Origin of the sequence: Pseudomonas guariconensis (assembly GCF_040822035.1) — a bacterium.
Taxonomy (GTDB): Bacteria; Pseudomonadota; Gammaproteobacteria; order Pseudomonadales; family Pseudomonadaceae; genus Aquipseudomonas; species Aquipseudomonas guariconensis.
In genome coordinates, this window is the sequence record NZ_CP162012.1 from 3,070,835 (window position 1) to 3,086,250 (window position 15,416).

At 63.6% G+C, this 15,416-nt stretch carries 16 protein-coding genes; 9 read left to right on the forward strand and 7 right to left on the reverse strand.

The window, feature by feature from the left end; genetic code table 11:
* Positions 1-380 precede the first annotated feature (380 nt).
* Positions 381-1,763: an APC family permease gene (locus tag AB1N67_RS13895; protein WP_367863078.1), complete on the forward strand. Its 1,383-nt coding sequence runs from the start codon at positions 381-383 to the stop codon at positions 1,761-1,763.
* Between the two features lie 169 nt (positions 1,764-1,932).
* Here AB1N67_RS13895 and AB1N67_RS13900 read toward each other — a convergent pair whose 3' ends face one another.
* A complete protein-coding gene (locus tag AB1N67_RS13900; RefSeq protein WP_102081520.1) occupies positions 1,933-2,106 on the reverse strand; it encodes a DUF2986 domain-containing protein in 174 nt (57 codons plus the stop codon).
* Positions 2,107-2,243: 137 nt separating this feature from the next.
* Here AB1N67_RS13900 and AB1N67_RS13905 point away from each other — a divergent pair, with 137 nt between their 5' ends.
* Together AB1N67_RS13905 and AB1N67_RS13910 are read left to right on the forward strand one after the other, a co-directional pair.
* Entirely contained in the window at positions 2,244-3,302 is a 1,059-nt protein-coding gene (locus tag AB1N67_RS13905) for a sterol desaturase family protein (RefSeq protein WP_367863079.1), read from the forward strand.
* A 59-nt stretch (positions 3,303-3,361) separates the two neighbouring features.
* Positions 3,362-5,911: an excinuclease ABC subunit A gene (locus AB1N67_RS13910; protein WP_367863080.1), complete on the forward strand. Its 2,550-nt coding sequence runs from the start codon at positions 3,362-3,364 to the stop codon at positions 5,909-5,911.
* 33 nt (positions 5,912-5,944) lie between these two features.
* Here the strand turns inward: AB1N67_RS13910 and AB1N67_RS13915 are convergent, their stop codons facing one another.
* On the reverse strand, positions 5,945-6,874 hold the full coding sequence (locus AB1N67_RS13915) for a malate dehydrogenase (protein ID WP_043207034.1): 930 nt from the start codon (positions 6,872-6,874) through the stop codon (positions 5,945-5,947).
* Positions 6,875-7,154: 280 nt separating this feature from the next.
* Between AB1N67_RS13915 and AB1N67_RS13920 the strand changes: the two genes are divergently transcribed.
* Positions 7,155-7,601 carry a MaoC family dehydratase gene (locus tag AB1N67_RS13920; protein ID WP_043207036.1) on the forward strand — a complete coding sequence of 149 codons (447 nt, stop codon included), beginning with the start codon at positions 7,155-7,157 and terminating at the stop codon, positions 7,599-7,601.
* A gap of 14 nt (positions 7,602-7,615) precedes the next feature.
* Here the strand turns inward: AB1N67_RS13920 and AB1N67_RS13925 are convergent, their stop codons facing one another.
* On the reverse strand, positions 7,616-8,032 hold the full coding sequence (locus AB1N67_RS13925) for a tetratricopeptide repeat protein (RefSeq protein WP_232095182.1): 417 nt from the start codon (positions 8,030-8,032) through the stop codon (positions 7,616-7,618).
* 401 nt (positions 8,033-8,433) lie between these two features.
* On the opposite strand from AB1N67_RS13925, the gene AB1N67_RS13930 reads away from it, so the two are divergent.
* The 3 genes from AB1N67_RS13930 to lapD all read left to right on the forward strand — a co-directional run bounded on the left by AB1N67_RS13930 (position 8,434) and on the right by lapD (position 11,383).
* Positions 8,434-8,604, forward strand: a complete 171-nt coding sequence (locus tag AB1N67_RS13930; RefSeq protein WP_167358089.1) for a hypothetical protein — start codon at positions 8,434-8,436, stop codon at positions 8,602-8,604.
* A 145-nt stretch (positions 8,605-8,749) separates the two neighbouring features.
* The gene (gene lapG / locus AB1N67_RS13935; RefSeq protein ID WP_090344735.1) at positions 8,750-9,427 is read left to right on the forward strand and encodes a cysteine protease LapG; all 678 of its coding nucleotides are present in this window, start codon (positions 8,750-8,752) and stop codon (positions 9,425-9,427) included.
* A 9-nt stretch (positions 9,428-9,436) separates the two neighbouring features.
* Positions 9,437-11,383: a cyclic di-GMP receptor LapD gene (gene lapD, locus AB1N67_RS13940; RefSeq protein ID WP_102081517.1), complete on the forward strand. Its 1,947-nt coding sequence runs from the start codon at positions 9,437-9,439 to the stop codon at positions 11,381-11,383.
* Between the two features lie 27 nt (positions 11,384-11,410).
* On the opposite strand, the gene AB1N67_RS13945 is transcribed toward lapD, so the two are convergent.
* A complete protein-coding gene (locus tag AB1N67_RS13945) occupies positions 11,411-11,752 on the reverse strand; it encodes a hypothetical protein (protein WP_043207044.1) in 342 nt (113 codons plus the stop codon).
* Between the two features lie 225 nt (positions 11,753-11,977).
* On the opposite strand from AB1N67_RS13945, the gene AB1N67_RS13950 reads away from it, so the two are divergent.
* On the forward strand, positions 11,978-12,697 hold the full coding sequence (locus AB1N67_RS13950; protein WP_182942917.1) for an EthD domain-containing protein: 720 nt from the start codon (positions 11,978-11,980) through the stop codon (positions 12,695-12,697).
* Positions 12,694-13,449, forward strand: a complete 756-nt coding sequence (locus AB1N67_RS13955) for an SDR family NAD(P)-dependent oxidoreductase (protein ID WP_182815394.1) — start codon at positions 12,694-12,696, stop codon at positions 13,447-13,449. The genes AB1N67_RS13950 and AB1N67_RS13955 overlap by 4 nt, the downstream gene beginning before the upstream one ends.
* Before the next feature lie 59 nt (positions 13,450-13,508).
* On the opposite strand, the gene AB1N67_RS13960 is transcribed toward AB1N67_RS13955, so the two are convergent.
* From AB1N67_RS13960 to AB1N67_RS13970, 3 genes are read right to left on the reverse strand one after another with little or no spacing between them, the layout of a single operon-like run.
* Positions 13,509-14,315, reverse strand: a complete 807-nt coding sequence (locus AB1N67_RS13960; protein ID WP_182815395.1) for a DUF3618 domain-containing protein — start codon at positions 14,313-14,315, stop codon at positions 13,509-13,511.
* Entirely contained in the window at positions 14,312-14,740 is a 429-nt protein-coding gene (locus AB1N67_RS13965; protein ID WP_043207053.1) for a phage holin family protein, read from the reverse strand. Before AB1N67_RS13965 ends, AB1N67_RS13960 begins: the two co-directional genes overlap by 4 nt.
* Positions 14,740-15,396 carry a hypothetical protein gene (locus AB1N67_RS13970; RefSeq protein ID WP_232095183.1) on the reverse strand — a complete coding sequence of 219 codons (657 nt, stop codon included), beginning with the start codon at positions 15,394-15,396 and terminating at the stop codon, positions 14,740-14,742. Before AB1N67_RS13970 ends, AB1N67_RS13965 begins: the two co-directional genes overlap by 1 nt.
* Positions 15,397-15,416: the final 20 nt, after the last annotated feature.

A 15,416-nucleotide genomic window follows, 5' to 3' on the forward strand; every position in this document is an offset into this window, starting at 1 on the left:
CCGCTGTTGTCATTCGAAATCCGATATCCGTTCGATGGCAATATAAATGCCTTGAAAGTATTAAGTAGTTACACCTACTTAATGAACTACAGGAATTGACCTGCAGTGTTACGGCTCTTCTCGTTCCGAAGGCCCGGTTTTATATCGCTGCCATGGCCTGGCGCCATTCGAGCCCGCAGGTCGCCCCACTCATGCCGTAAAACGCTTGTGAAGCTGCAAGTTTCAACGTAGCGACTCTTGGACGTGCTCAATGCGTTATTTCAACGCAGGTCATCACGTGCCCGCACCGAGGTTTTTACAAAGAGAACAAACGTACCCACAAAGTCACGATCGACCCAAATACCGCCAGTGCCTTGCCTCTGAACTTTCAGGAGTCAGTAATGAATATAACAACAAATGCGGCCGATACCTCCTCCCACCATTCACCGTCGCAAAGCACCTCATCAAGTCGTTTCCGCCAGTCCATGAGCCTGACCGCCCTAGTGCTGTTCGGTTTAGCCTACATGGTGCCGCTGGCGGTATTCACCACTTACGGACTGGTCACCCAAATGACCCAAGGGCATCTGCCCACCGCCTACATACTGACGCTCGTCGCCATGCTGTTCACCGCCTACAGCTATGGACGAATGGTCCAGGCCCACCCCTATTCCGGCTCGGTGTACACCTACACCCGCAAGGCCTTCGGCACCTACTTCGGCTTCATGGCCGGATGGACCCTACTGCTTGACTACATCTTCCTGCCGCTGCTGAGCTATCTGTTGATCGGCATCTACATGTCCGAATACTTCCCCGAAGTCCCCGCGTGGGTATGGGCGCTCGGCTCCATCGCTCTGGTGACTTTCCTCAACCTGATCGGCATCGAGTCCATCACCCGTGTCAACTGGGTGCTGATCGTTGCCCAGTTGGTGTTCATCGTGGTCTTCATCGCGCTGTCTATCAGTCACCTGAACCAGCAAACGGGGCCTGTTTCGCTGCTGGCGCCCTTCCACCATGAAGGCTTCAGCGTGCCGCTGATCATGACCGGCGCAGCCGTACTTTGCTTGTCGTTCCTGGGCTTCGACGCGGTGTCGACCATGGCCGAGGAAACCCCCAACCCACAACGTCGCATCCCCCAGGCGATCATGGCGGTGACAATGATCGGTGGCCTGCTGTTTCTGGTGGTGTCCTGGTGTGCCCAGATGGTGTTTCCGCAGTGGAACACTTTCCACGACCCCGACTCCGCATCGGTGGACGTCATGCGCCGGGTTGGCGGTGAACTGCTGGTGAGCGCCTTCACGGCCACCTACGTGGCAGGTTGCTTCGCCTCGGCGATGGTGTCCCAGGCGAGCGTGTCACGGGTGCTGTTCGCCATGGGCCGGGACGGCGTGCTGCCGCGCGCATTTGGCCAGTTGGTGTCCAAGAAGCGGGTGCCGGCCACAGCCATCATGGTGGTCAGCCTTCTGTCGCTGATCGCGCTGTTCATCACCCTTGATACCGTCGCCAACATGATCAGCTTCGGTGCACTGTTCGCCTTCTCGGCGGTGAACCTGGCGGTGGTCAAGCACTACCTGGTCGGCCAGAAGCTGCGTGGCCTGCGCAATTACCTGTTGTACGGCATGCTTCCGGGGCTGGGGTTCCTGAGCACGATCTGGCTGTGGACCAGCCTGTCGAGCATGTCGTTCATGATTGGCCTGGGCTGGATGGGGCTTGGATTCATCTGCCTGCTGGGGGTCACCCGGGCGTTTCGTGTCAAGCTGCCGGAACTGCAAATCGCGGCTGATTGATTCGGCAGATATTAAGGCACAGGGGCTATGGATGCCCCTTTGCCTGCAGGAGGCGTGCCTTTCGAACAGGTACAGCCACAAGGAAGTACACTGCGTCGCCTTGAACACCTGGCTCGCCATCAGCAGCGGTCGGTGGCGCCGCTGCGAAGATAGGAAGCGCCGGCGGTGATCAATGCGCGCCTTGCTCGATCTCTGCGCTTGATTCACTCGCCGTCTGCGCGGCTAGCTTCTCCCGCTCGGCCTTGCTGATGTACTTGGGCTTGTTGCTGCGCGGTGCGAGCTTGGCGCTGGCTTTCTTGGCATGGGCCTTGAGCAACTGCTTGATTTTTTTCTGACGGTTCATGATTCACTCTGGCGGGATCGCGTTGCGCCTATCATACCGTGGCGTAGCGCCCACAAACCCACGGTGCTTCATATAAAGACGCTTAAGTAAATCAATCTGATTTACAATGCCGTTTCTTTCGCCGAGGCCGCCGTTTCGTGGATGCACTGTCGCTTGCCTTCGAACATCTGACCGAGTGGGTGATCGCGCCCGTCACCGAGCAGTTTCTCGGCATATTCAACCTGAACGGCCGTTTCGGGGTCCTGTTCCTTTGCATCTCCTATGGCGTCGCCTATGGCCTGTTCCGCTTCAGAAAGCATCACGGCCTGACCGACGCCCCTTCGTTCTGGCAGTTCATCGGCGCTGGCCGAGTACACCTGCATCCCTCGGCGCTGCTGGATTACCGCTACTACTTCGTGCGAGCCGTCCTCAAAGTCGCGCTGGTGCTGCCTATCGTCAACTGGGTCGATCCCTACATCCTGCATTCAGGCGACTACCAGGCCTTTTTCGTCAATCTCTGGGGCGAACGCCCGCGCGTGGGTGAAAACCTCGGGCTCTCACTGCTGTACGGGTTGGGGGTGTTCCTGGTCAAAGACTTCATTCATTACTGGGCGCATCGGGCGTTTCATTCCCGCTGGCTCTGGGCTTTTCACAAGGTTCATCATTCAGCGCCCGTGCTGGTACCCGTGACGGCAAGCCGGGTGCACTTCGTGGAAAAGATCGTCGAAAAACTGAGCACCAGCCTATTCATCGGCCTGTACGCCGGTTGCTTCTGGTACGCCTGCGGCGGCGAAATCAGCCGCTACACCTTGTTCGGGGTGACCTACCTGGTGTTCATCTTCAATGGCCTGGCGGCCAACCTTCGCCATAGCCATGTCTGGCTGTCGTTCGGTCCGCGGCTTGAGCATGTATTGAACAGTCCGGCCCAGCACCAGATCCACCACAGTGACGCCCCGCGCCATTTCAACCGCAACTTCGGCACCAACCTGTCCCTCTGGGACTGGATGTTCGGCACGCTCTATGTCACCACCTCAACGCCTGAAGACATCCGCTTCGGCACCGCAGAACAAGACCAGCAGCGTTACCTGACGGTGTACAGCCTGGTGGTCACGCCCTTTATAGAGACAGCCCGCAAGCTTCTGGCAAAGGACGAGGGCACGCCAGAGAACATGCACACCAGACTCCACACCCAACGCCCTCAAGACACCCAGGGGTAGGCGCCGAGGCCCGACAACGGCTACCGTAACCCTTTTGCCAGCCGCCGAGCCGCCGCCCCATGACACGCACCCCCTCCCCGACCGACCGTGCCCACCTCGAGACCGAAGACGGCTATGTGGTGGTGCGCGGCGCGCGCGAACACAACCTCAAGGATGTGGATGTCGCCATCCCCCGCGATGCGCTGGTGGTGTTTTCCGGCGTTTCCGGCTCCGGCAAGTCATCGCTGGCCTTCGGCACTCTGTATGCCGAAGCGCAGCGCCGCTACTTCGAATCCGTAGCGCCTTACGCCCGGCGACTGATCGACCAGGTGGGCGTGCCGGATGTCGACGCGATCGATGGATTGCCCCCGGCTGTGGCGCTGCAACAACAACGCGGTGCGAGCAATGCCCGTTCCTCGGTCGGCAGCGTGACCAACCTGTCCAGCCTGGTGCGCATGTTGTACTCGCGCGCTGGCACCTACCCCAGCGGCCAGCCGATGCTGTATGCCGAAGACTTCTCGGCCAATACACCGCAAGGGGCCTGCCCGGCGTGCCATGGCCTGGGGCACGTCTATGAGGTCAGCGAGGCGAGCCTGGTCCCCGACCCGACCTTGAGCATCCGCGACCGGGCCATCGCCGCCTGGCCACCGGCCTGGCATGGGCAGAACCTGCGCGACATCCTGGTCACCCTGGGCTATGACGTCGACAGGCCCTGGAAAGACCTGCCGCAGGCAGACCGCGACTGGATCCTGTTCACCGAAGAAGCGCCCACCGTGCCGGTCTATGCGGGCCTCACGCCGGCCGAAACCCGCACCGCCCTCAAGCGCAAACTCGAGCCCAGCTACATGGGGACGTTCACCGGTGCCCGGCGTTACGTACTGCACACATTCGCCAACACCCAGAGCGCGCTGATGCGCAAGCGTGTGTCGCGCTTCATGGAGGGTCGCCCCTGCCCAGCGTGCGACGGCAAGCGTCTGAAGCCAGAGGCATTGTCAGTGACGTTCTGCGGGGTGGACATCGGCACCCTGGCCCAGATGCCGCTGGACCAGGTCGTGGCCTTGCTCGAACCGGTCAGCCGAGGCCAAGTCTCTGCCCAGGACACCCGCTCGAGCGAAAAACAACTGGCCGCGCAGCGCCTGGCCGAAGGGGTGTTGGCGCGCCTGCGCACGCTGCAGCAGCTGGGCCTTGGCTATCTCACCCTGGAACGCGCCACACCGACACTGTCGACCGGCGAGCTTCAGCGACTGCGCCTGGCCACGCAACTGAGCGCCCTGCTGTTCGGCGTGGTCTATGTGCTCGACGAGCCTTCAGCCGGCCTGCACCCTTCCGACAGCCAGGCGCTTTACGACGCCCTCGACCGCCTGCGCGACGCCGGCAACTCGGTGTTCGTGGTCGAGCATGATCTGGAACTGATGCGCCGCGCCCAATGGCTGGTGGATGTCGGTCCCGATGCCGGTGAGCGCGGCGGCCGCGTGCTCTACAGCGGTGCCCCGGCGGGCCTGCGCGAAGTGGCCGAATCGCACACCGCCCGCTACCTGTTCGACCAACTGCCCGCCCCCAGCACTCGCGCCCGCACACCCACCGGCTGGCTGGAGCTGAAGGCCATCCGACGTCATAACCTGCACGGCGTGGACGCACGCGTGCCGCTGGGTGTGCTCACGGCGGTGACCGGCATCTCCGGCTCCGGCAAGTCGAGCCTGATCGCCCAGGCATTGCCCGAGTTGATGCTGCTGCACCTGGGGCACGAACCTGAGGAGCAAGACAGCGAAGCCAGCACCGAAGGCCCGACGATCATCGAGCGCACCGGCGGTCACCTGGGCGGCGATGTACAGGCCGTGCAACGGGTCGTGCAGGTGGACCAGAAGCCGATCGGTCGCACGCCTCGCTCCAACCTGGCGACCTATACCGGGCTGTTCGACCCTGTGCGCAAACTGTTCGCCGCGACCGACGAAGCCCGCAAGCGCCGCTATGACGCGGGGCGTTTCTCGTTCAACGTGGCCAAGGGGCGTTGCGAGACCTGTGAAGGCGAAGGCTTCGTCAGCGTCGAGCTGCTGTTCATGCCCAGCGTCTATGCCCCCTGTCCCACCTGTCACGGCGCCCGCTACAACGCGGACACCCTTGCGGTGCAATGGAATGGCCGCAACATCGCCGACGTGCTGCGCATGACCGTGGAAGAAGCCTGCGATTTCTTCGTCGACGAGCAAGCGGTATCGCGCTCGCTGCAGGTGCTGCGCGAGATCGGCCTGGGTTACCTGTGCCTGGGCCAGCCGGCCACCGAGCTGTCCGGCGGCGAGGCGCAGCGCATCAAGCTGGCCACCGAGCTGCAGCGCAGCCAGCGAGGGCGCACACTGTACGTGCTCGACGAGCCGACCACCGGCCTGCATGTGGCCGATGCCGACCGGCTGATGGCGCAGTTGCAACAGCTGGTCGATGCCGGCAACAGCGTGGTGATGATCGAGCACGACATGCGCATGGTGGCCCAGGCCGACTGGGTGATCGACATTGGACCCGGGGCAGGCCAGGCCGGTGGCCTGGTCGTCGCGACCGGCACCGCCGCCGAGGTTGCCCAGGTTCAGGGCAGCCGCACTGCGCCCTATCTCGCGCAGGCGTTGGCCCGCGGGCACGCCTGAGGGGCGCTGCGGCTGAACCCGCGCCCTGCAGGCTCACAGCGCTTTCATTTCGCCGATGTCACGCGCCACCTGGTCGGCTGAGTGGTCGAACATCGATTGCTCCTGCGCATCCAGGGGCAGTTCGACGACCCGCGTCAGCCCTTGCTCTCCCAGCACGCAAGGCACCCCCATGGCTATATCCCGGCGCCCGTACTCGCCCTCGAGGATCGCGACCGCAGGCAGAATGCGGTTTCGACCGTTGGCGATCGCATCCACCATCTGGGCGATTGCCACGCCCGGTGCATCGCATGCGCTCCCCACCTTCTTCAGGCCCAGGATTTCGCCGCCTCCCTGACGGGTACGCTGCACGATCCGCTCGATCTGCTCAGAGGTCAAAAAGTGCGAAAGCGGTACAGAGCCGACCGTGCAGTAGCGCATCAACGGCACCATGCTGTCGCCATGGCCTCCGAGCACCAGCGCCGCGATATCCCGGGCAGAAAAGCCTGTCTGTTCGGCAATGAAGCACTTCATCCGCGCGGTATCCAGCACCCCGGCCTGCCCGAACACCTTGTCGCGGCCCAGCTCACTGAGGCTCCAGGCCCGGTAAGTGAGCACATCGACCGGGTTCGACACCACCAGTACGATCGCCGACGGGGCATGCCGATTGATGTCCCGCATGATGCCGTCGAGTATCGGCAGGTTGATGCTCAGTACATCCTGGCGCGACTGACCCGGCTTGCGCGGCACGCCCGCGGTGATCACCACCAACTCGGAATCCTGCAGCAACTGAGCATCGCCCCCTCCGTAGACCCGGGTATCGGAACCGGACTCGACGGCTGCCTGCCAGACATCCAGTGCCTTGCCCTGCGCCATGTCCCCTTGCACATCGATCAACGTCAGCTCACGGCAGAACTCCTCCCGGGCGATGATTTGCGCCGCCGCCTCACCCACCATTCCGGCACCCACAATGGACAATTTGTTCACCTCACACCTCCTCGCGGCCCGCGCCACCAGCCAGACGCCGCCGATACCAGCAGTATCGGCCCTGGCGAAGGCCTCGCAGTGCTTTCACGACGCAAGGCCGCCTGGGGTGTTGTCGACAGCGAGAGTGGACTTCGAGTCAGGTCAAGGTTTCGCTTGGCGCTTTCCAGCGCCGCGCCCTCTGGCTACAAGTGTCGGCCTACTTGAACAAGGCACCACTATCGCGTTTGATGGGCCGAGCGCAGCGTGCCGCTCCCGGCCTCTGCCCCGTGAGGAGCCTGACATGACCGACCCGATCTATCTGGAGGACCTGGCCGTAGGTGATACCTTCACCAGCGGTGAGCATTGCCTGGATGTTGAACAGATCATTCGCTTTGCCCGTGAGTACGATCCGCAGCCGTTTCACCTGGACGAAAGCCTTGCCAAGGACACGTTCTTCGAAGGGTTGGCCGCCAGCGGCTGGCAGACCAGTGCGCTGACCATGAAACTGTTGGTGAGCAGCCTGCCCCTGGCCCGCGGCGTGATCGGTGCCACTGCCGAGGTTTCCTGGCCGCAGCCCACCCGAGCAGGCGACCGGCTGCGTGTGCAGAGCACCATCGTGAGCATCACGCCCTCGCGCACGCGCCGCGACCGCGGCATGGTGGTGGTCGAATGCATCACGTCCAACCAGCGGGGCGAAACCTTGCAGCGCATGACGAGCAAGGTGCTGTGCTTTGCCCGTGAGGCCTAGGCGCCCTGCCGGGGTCAGTAGCGGATGAGTTGTTCGGCGGTGATCATGCCGCTGGCATCGCCGCCGGCCCGCTCGGAGTCCTTGATCGCCGCAGGCATTGCACCTGAGCGCTGAGCGTTGCGGGCCGCCGTTATCAGCTGAAGATTGCGAGCGTACAGCGCACGATTGGCGCCGACACGAAGGTTGGAGCGGGCCGCCAGCGTCTCGGCCTGCTGGTATTGCCCCTGCTGCAGGCGCAACACACCCAGGTAATGCAAGGTGGCGGGATTGTTCGGCTGTATGTGCAGCGCGCGTTCCAATGTCGCCGCCGCCTGGTCCAGATGACCTTCTGCATATTGCTGCGAGGCGGCTTCGATCAACGCGGTGGAGGCGTTGTTGCTACGGGCTTGAGTGGCACGGCCGCCAGCCATGGCACACTGGGATACGATCACCGTCAGACACAGGCATAAAGCCAACCATACAGGCGTGCTTGGCATCGGAAACGAACTCGACAAGACCGGGTGGACTGCCACACGATGGGCAGGTTTGCAGCCGTCCAGGTTGGCTGGGCCCTTGTTCGGAAGGCAAGGGATGCTATCGACCGGGCCCGCCGCTTGAAGTTCCGCGTCGCCCGGCCTGATCCGCCGCTTTCGCCTCCCCCAAGGCTGGCCTCGGTCGGGATGAGGTTTCCAGCCCTGCAACGGCCAGCGGCCATCAGGGCCGAGCACGCGGACAGGACCAATCGGCCAATTCCGATGGAAAGCCTGCCGTCTGCCAAAAACCAGGCTGCATCCTGGGATCCAAAGGCGTTATGGTTAGCACCATCCCCACGTCAATTGCCATGGAGGCAGTCATGACCACCCTCTTTCGCGCCAGCCTGCTGCTGTTGATCGTCGGCATGATCCTGGGCGACATCGTGCTCGCCAGCGTTGGCTTGTGCGGTGTGTGTGGCATTGCCGTGCATGGCACGATCCAGCAGGATGCCCGGGCAGAGCCGCCCGCCGAATCGGATTTCATTGCATAGCTGGCGCATGGCCATAGCTGGGCGCCTATCATCTACACTGCTCGTTGTCGCCGGGCAGTGACGTGCCCTGCGCTTTTCCCGGACGACAGCACCACGGTTGTCAAGGATCGGTACTCAATAGGCCTTAGCAGTGGCGAAACCCAGGATGCTCGAAACCGTCGTGTGGCGCCTCGGCCTCGCCGTCCTGTTGGCGCTTGTGCTGCTGGGCAGCCTGCGCGCCGATTGGGATTTCTCGCAGATCAGCCGACGGGCCCAGGCCCTCTATGGCCCTCTGGGCCCAGGCCAGGCGCGCATCGATGCCTGGCAGCAGCTGCTTGCCACCCAGCAACAAGGCAGCGAGCTGGAACGGCTGCGGCAGGTCAATCTCTTCTTCAACCAGCAGTTGCGCTACGTCGAAGATATCGACCTGTGGCGCGACATCGATTACTGGGCCACACCGATCCAGTCACTGATCAAGGGCGCAGGCGATTGCGAGGACTACGCTATCGCCAAGTACTTCAGCCTGCGGCGCATGGGCATCCCCAGCGAGAAGCTACGCATCACCTATGTCAAGGCCCTGCGCCAGAATCGGGCGCACATGGTCCTGACCTATTATTCGACCCCACAGGCCCAGCCGCTGGTGCTCGACAGCCTGATGGACGCGATCAAGCCGGCGGGCGAGCGCACCGACCTGTTGCCGGTCTACGCCTTCAACGGTGAGGGTCTCTGGCTGACCGGCGCCTCGGGGAACAAGAAAGTCGGCGATACCAAACGGCTGTCGCGCTGGCAGGACGTGCTGAAAAAGATGCAGGCCGAAGGCTTCCCGGCCGAACCGGTCTACTAAGGAGCGCAGATGTCACTGTTCAAACAATTGCTGTTCGCCATTTGCCTGTTCCTGGTGGTTGCCTTCACCGGCAGCTTCATGGTCAGCCTGGAAAGCTCGCGTAGCCAGTACGTGAACCAGCTGCGCTCGCATGCCCAGGACGGTGCCACTGCATTGGCCCTGTCGCTGACGCCGAACATCGACGATCCAGCCATGGTCGAGCTGATGGTGAGCTCGCTGTTCGACAGCGGGTACTACGCCAGCATCAAGGTCATCGACCTGGCCTCCAACGCCGTGCTCGTGGAGCGCCACGCCGAACCCGACAGCAATGGCGTGCCCGCCTGGTTCATTCGCCTGGCGGGATTGCAGGCCGCCGGCGCGGACGCCATCGTCAGCCGCGGCTGGCAGCAGGCGGCACGGGTCGAGGTGGTCAGCCACCCGATGTTCGCCCTGGCCAAGCTCTGGCAAGGCGCCTTGGGCAGCCTGGGCTGGCTGCTGCTGTGCGGGGCCTTGAGCGCCGTGTTGGGCGCCTTGCTGCTACGCCGCCAATTGCGCCCGCTCGATTACATGGTTGCCCAGTCCCATGCCATCGCCCGCCGGGAATTCCTCAGCCTTCCGGATCTTCCCCGCACGCCCGAACTGCGCCGCGTCGTCCAGGCCATGAACCAGATGGTCGAGAAGCTCAAGGCGCTGTTCCACGAACAGGCCGAGCGCAGCGAGCAGCTGCGTGCCGAATCGTATCAGGACAGCCTCACTGGCCTGGCCAACCGGCGTTACTTCCAGATGCAGCTCAACGACCAAGTCAGCAACGTCGAGGACGCCCGGGCTGGCTACCTGCTGCTGCTGCGCATTCAGGACCTGGCCGGCCTCAACGCGCGCCTGGGCGGGCAACGTACCGATCAGTTGATCCAGGCGGTGGCCGAACAGCTACGCCGCGCTTGCGCCTCCCATCCCCAGACCCGCGACCTGATCGCGCGCAGCCGTGGCGGCGAGTTCGCCGTGCTGGCCCCTGGCCTGGACTCCGAGCAAGCCGTACACCTGGCCCAGGCATTGGAGCAGGCCTTGCACAGCCTGCACCAGACCGAGGCCAGCGATGTCAGCCCGGTGGCCCGCATGGGCCTTGCCCCCTATACGCCAGGCGATCAGCCCGACGCACTGCTCAAGCTGGCCGATGAAGCCCTGGCGCGCGCCGAGCACCAGGGAGCACCGAGCTGGGTGTGCCTGGAACGCAGCGCCGCGACACAGGCACCCGACAGTCAGAATGCCTGGCACTCGCGGCTCGACCGGGCCCTGGACCGGGGGCTGTTCGAGCTGTTCTTCCAGCCGGTGGTCGATTGCCAGGTGCCGAGCCGGATCCTGCATTACAAGGTCATTTCCCGTCTGCACGATGATCAGGGCGAGCCGTTGGCGGCGGGTCGCTTCCTGCCGTGGCTCGAGCGTTTCGGTTGGATGCCGCGCCTGGACCTGTTGATGCTGGATAAGGTCCTCAGGCATCTGGAAGGCCACGATGCCTCCCTGGCACTGAACCTCTCGGCCGCCACCCTGGCCGATGACGGCGCGATGCGCCAGGTCTACGAACAGCTCGGCCATCATCGCGCATTGGCCGCACGCTTGACCCTGGAAATCGGCGAAGAGCAACTGCCCCGGCAGGCCTCGCTCGAGCACTTGACCCGACGCCTGCGCGAGTTGGGCGTTGGCCTGGCGCTGCAGCGCTTCGGCGGGCGCTTCAGCATGATCGGTAACCTGGAAAACCTGGGACTTGCCTACTTGAAGATCGATGGTAGCTACATTCGCCACATCGATCAGGAGCAGCATAAACGCCTGTTCATCGAAGCCATTCAACGGGCAGCGCACAGCATCGACCTGCCGCTGATTGCCGAGCGGGTCGAGTCCGAAGGGGAATCGAACGTTCTGCGCGAAATGGGCGTGCAAGGGATGCAAGGGCGGCGGGTGGGCGAGCCTGCACCCTGGCGCTGACGTCAGCGCTGCCGCCCCCGGACGGGGTCAGATCAGACCACCGCCCTCGTCTTCCTCGATCAGGTTGTTCAGGCTGCCGAGCGCCTTGCGCGCCGAAGAGCGGTTGAGCAGTTTGGACTGCGCATCCGGCGGCAGGTCGGTGATGCTGATCACGCCCTTGGTGGTCAGCACGTCGATCAGGTCTTCGAGCACACGGATCATGTCCAGGTCACTCTGCTTGAGCTGGCGAAGGCTGTTTTCCACCACATCGTCCGCGAACCAGGCCTGGATTTCGCCATGGTCGGCAGGGAGTATTTCGGTGTAGTCGGCGTAAGGAGCGGCTTCGACCCGCAACAGTTGGCCTGCGGCATCGCGTTGCACGTAATACATGGTATCGACCCTCGTGACGTGTTGGTTTCGCCTTGTCTGGCCTTTGCGCGAATACATTTCATACAGCCCCTCGCTACGCAGCATAGGCAAAGATCGCCCGGCAACAAGTAAGGCGAGCCTGCTCATCGGCGCGGGATAGTCCGTTTGGAGGATTCCTCTGCAGCGACGGCGATCAACCATGGTCACGGTCATCTCTCAACCATGCCTTGTGTCAAGGAGCGCTCCGTGCAGAAAGTCATCTACCTGCTTTGGCAAACCGAGCACGACACGTTCGATTCGTTCTCACAGCAATTGAGCGGCCCCCTCGCCGACCGCCTGCACACCCTCGGCGCCCGGCACCTGCAGCTGAACCTGGCCGACGCCGACGTGAGCGCCGCCAACGGCTTGCGCCAGACACAGGCAGGCCCCCTGCCCCAGGCCGTACTGAGCTTCTGGCTGGACAGCGCCGTCGGCGAATTCCGCCGCCCATTCGACGAGGCCTTGCAGGCGATCTGTTCGCGCATTGCGGGGTACCTGGTCTGCGAGTCGGTGCCCATCCGCAACACGCGATTCCCCGCCAGCCCCGGCCAGCGCACCCACGGCTTCTCGCAACTGGCCTTCCTGCAACGGCCGACGCGCTTGAGCCACGAGGCCTGGCTCGAGGTCTGGCAAAACCACCACACACGGATAGCCATCGATACCCAGGACAACTTCCAGTACGTGCAAAACCTGGTGGTGCAGGTGCTCACCCCTGGCGCCACCGCGTTGGCGGCCATCGTCGAGGAATGCTTCCCGCCGGCAGCCATGGACGATCCGCAGGCGTTCTTCGATGCGCCGGGCGATGAGGCGAAGTTCCAGCACAACCTGGCGCTGATGATGGACAGCTGCCAGCGCTTCATCGATTTCGACCAGCTGGGCGTACTGCCCACCAGCCAATACCCCCTGTCACTGGAATTTCTCGCATGAACCGTCTTACCGGCAAGACAGCCCTGGTCACCGGCGGGGGTCAGGGCGTAGGCCAAGGCATTGCCCTGGCGTTGTGCGCCGAGGGCGCGCGGGTGGCCGTCGCAGGACGCACACTGGCCCCCTTGGAAGCGACCTGCGCGCAAATCCGCGCGCGCGGTGGCGAGGCACTGGCGGTGGTCTGCGACGTCACCCAGGCGCAGGCCATCGAGCAGTGCGTGGCCCAGGTGCTGGAAGCGTTCGGCACGATCGACATCCTGGTCAACAACGCCCAGATCGTACCCCTGGGCCGATTGCTGGAGGTCAGCGACGAGGCCTTCGCCCAAGGCATGGACTCAGGCCCCCTGGCCACCCTGCGCTTGATGCGTGCATGCCACCCGTATCTGCGGGGCGGCGGCGTGGTGGTCAACCTGGCCTCCTCTGCCGCAGTGCGCTGGGACGCCTGCGGCTATGGTGCCTATGCGGCGGCCAAGGAAGCCATCCGCTGCCTCAGCCGCGCAGCCGCATGCGAATGGGGGCCTGATGGCATACGCGTCAATGTGATCGCGCCCCACGCCTTGTCTCCAGGGCTCGAAGGCTGGATGCAAGCCCACCCGCAAGAAGCCGAAGCGTTCCTGCAGGGCATTCCGCTGCGCAGGGTCGGGGATTGCGAAAACGATATCGGCCGAACGGTCGCGTGGTTGGCCAGCGACGAAGCAGGCTATCTGACCGGCGCCACGCTGCCGCTCGATGGCGGCCAGGCGTTCTGGGGTTGAGCATGCAGTAGCGCCAGCCTCCTGGGACGCTCCGGAGGCTGGCGGCCATTACCGGCAGATCAAGGTGGAAAACCCAACCCTGCGGAAAGATCGGCCCCCTTGGCATCACGCGCCGTGCCAGGCGCCTGCTGCCCCGAGGTATCGTCGACGGCATGTTTCACCGACGCCTTGAGCCCCTCGCCCTTGGCCTTGAGCGCGTCGGTGACCCGATCGCTGCTGGGCCCCATGAGCCGATTCTCCTGACGCGTGCCGGGCAGCGCAGCGCCCAGCGCCGCTCCCAGCAGTACGCCCAGCGCTGCCAGCACCAGCGGCTGCTCCTTGAGCAGTTGGTCCATCTGGCCCTTCAGGGCGGTGGCCTGGTCGCCTACCTGATGTGCCCGGCTGCCCAAGGATTGGGCAGATTCGCTCACCGAGGCGCGTGCGCCCTGGCCGAGCTCGCTGGCGCGGTCCCTCGCATCGTGGGCTTTGCTGCGCACCTTGTGGCTGGCATCGTGCACCGTCTGGGCGGCTTGGGCGAATGCACCTTTCACGGAATCGACCGCATCACCCAGTTTTTCGCCCAGCCCAGGCCCTGTGGATGCAGGGCCTGGATTGAAGGGCCGGTGCTGGTTAAGGCCCAGCCAAGCCAGGCCAAGGACCGTCAGGGTCGCAGGTACCGGGTTGTTCTTGAGGGTGGTGCCCAGGTTGTGCAGGAACTCGCCACCATTGCCTTTGCCATAGGCAAGCAGCCTGTCGACCAATTGCCCAGGGCTCAGTCGTTGCTCCAGTGCATCGACCAGTTCGTTGATGTGCTCGCGCTTGGCGTTGATTTCCTGCTCGAGCAAGTCGGGGTCTTTTTGTGCGTCGCGTTCGAAGGTGCTGGTCATGGCAGTTTCCTCTTCAAGGTGTCCTTGTCCTGCTCCATGGCATGCAACGTACGGTCAGGTCTGAGGTGCGAAGGCTCGAACTGCTTCTTGCCCGATTGCACCATGATCAAGCCGACGATGACGGTGACGGCACCCACGATCAGCGCAGCCAGCCACGGCTCCAGCACCATCGCCAGGGCATAGACCGCCGCCAGCAGGAGGATGACAAAACCTGCCAGCAACACGATCGCGCCGGTCGCTACGGCCGCCGTGCCGGCCTTGAGCGTGGCCAGGTTCTGTTGCAGTTCGGCCTTGGCCAGTGCCAGCTCCTTGGCGAACAGTTCCGGGACTTCGCGCATCAATTGGCGCAGCAGGCCCGTCACGCCCACGGGATCGTCGACCGTCGAATGTGCAGTTGGGGTGTGTTGCAAAGGGTCCTTGTTCATCACTCGCCTCCTTTGAGTGGATCGCGATCCAGTGGGCTGTCACTTACCGGCCTTCCGGCGCCGAGCCCCACAGGGTCGACGGGGGTGTAGGGTTTGTGGGTGGAAACATCGCTCGCCCGATCGGGCACGGCTGGTAGGGTGTGATCGGGCTCAGGGCGCGCGTGCGTCGTAGGTTGAGGGGGTTCGGCGGTTGCGTGGCGGTTGCTGGCACTGGCGAAACGCGACAAGGCAAATCCCACCGCCACGCTGCCTGCGAGAAAGAGCGCAGGATTGTCCCGCGCCAGCTGTGCACCTCGCTGTAGCAGGCTTTCGGCACTTTCATGACGAACCTGCTCGGCGAAGCTGCCGATGCAGGCGGCCGCCTCGTTCAGATAGTGGGAAAGCCCTAGGCTGTCATGGCCCTCAAGCTCCGAAGCCGCCGAACGCGCGCCTTCCTTGAGAGCGTCGAGCTGCTCCGCCGCACGGTCGCGGTATTGCTCGTACTGGTGGGTACCTTGGGTTTTCGCATCATCGAGCAAAGCTCCGGCTTCATCGGCAATGGCGTGGAGGTGATCCTGTGTACTGCCCGGCCTGGAGGTGGCGCTGGGGTCGTTTTTTTCCATCATGACGTCCTCGAAGTTGACGATTGGGTGAATGCCGGAACTTGCGACATTCATTCGAGGGACGTGGGCGCAAC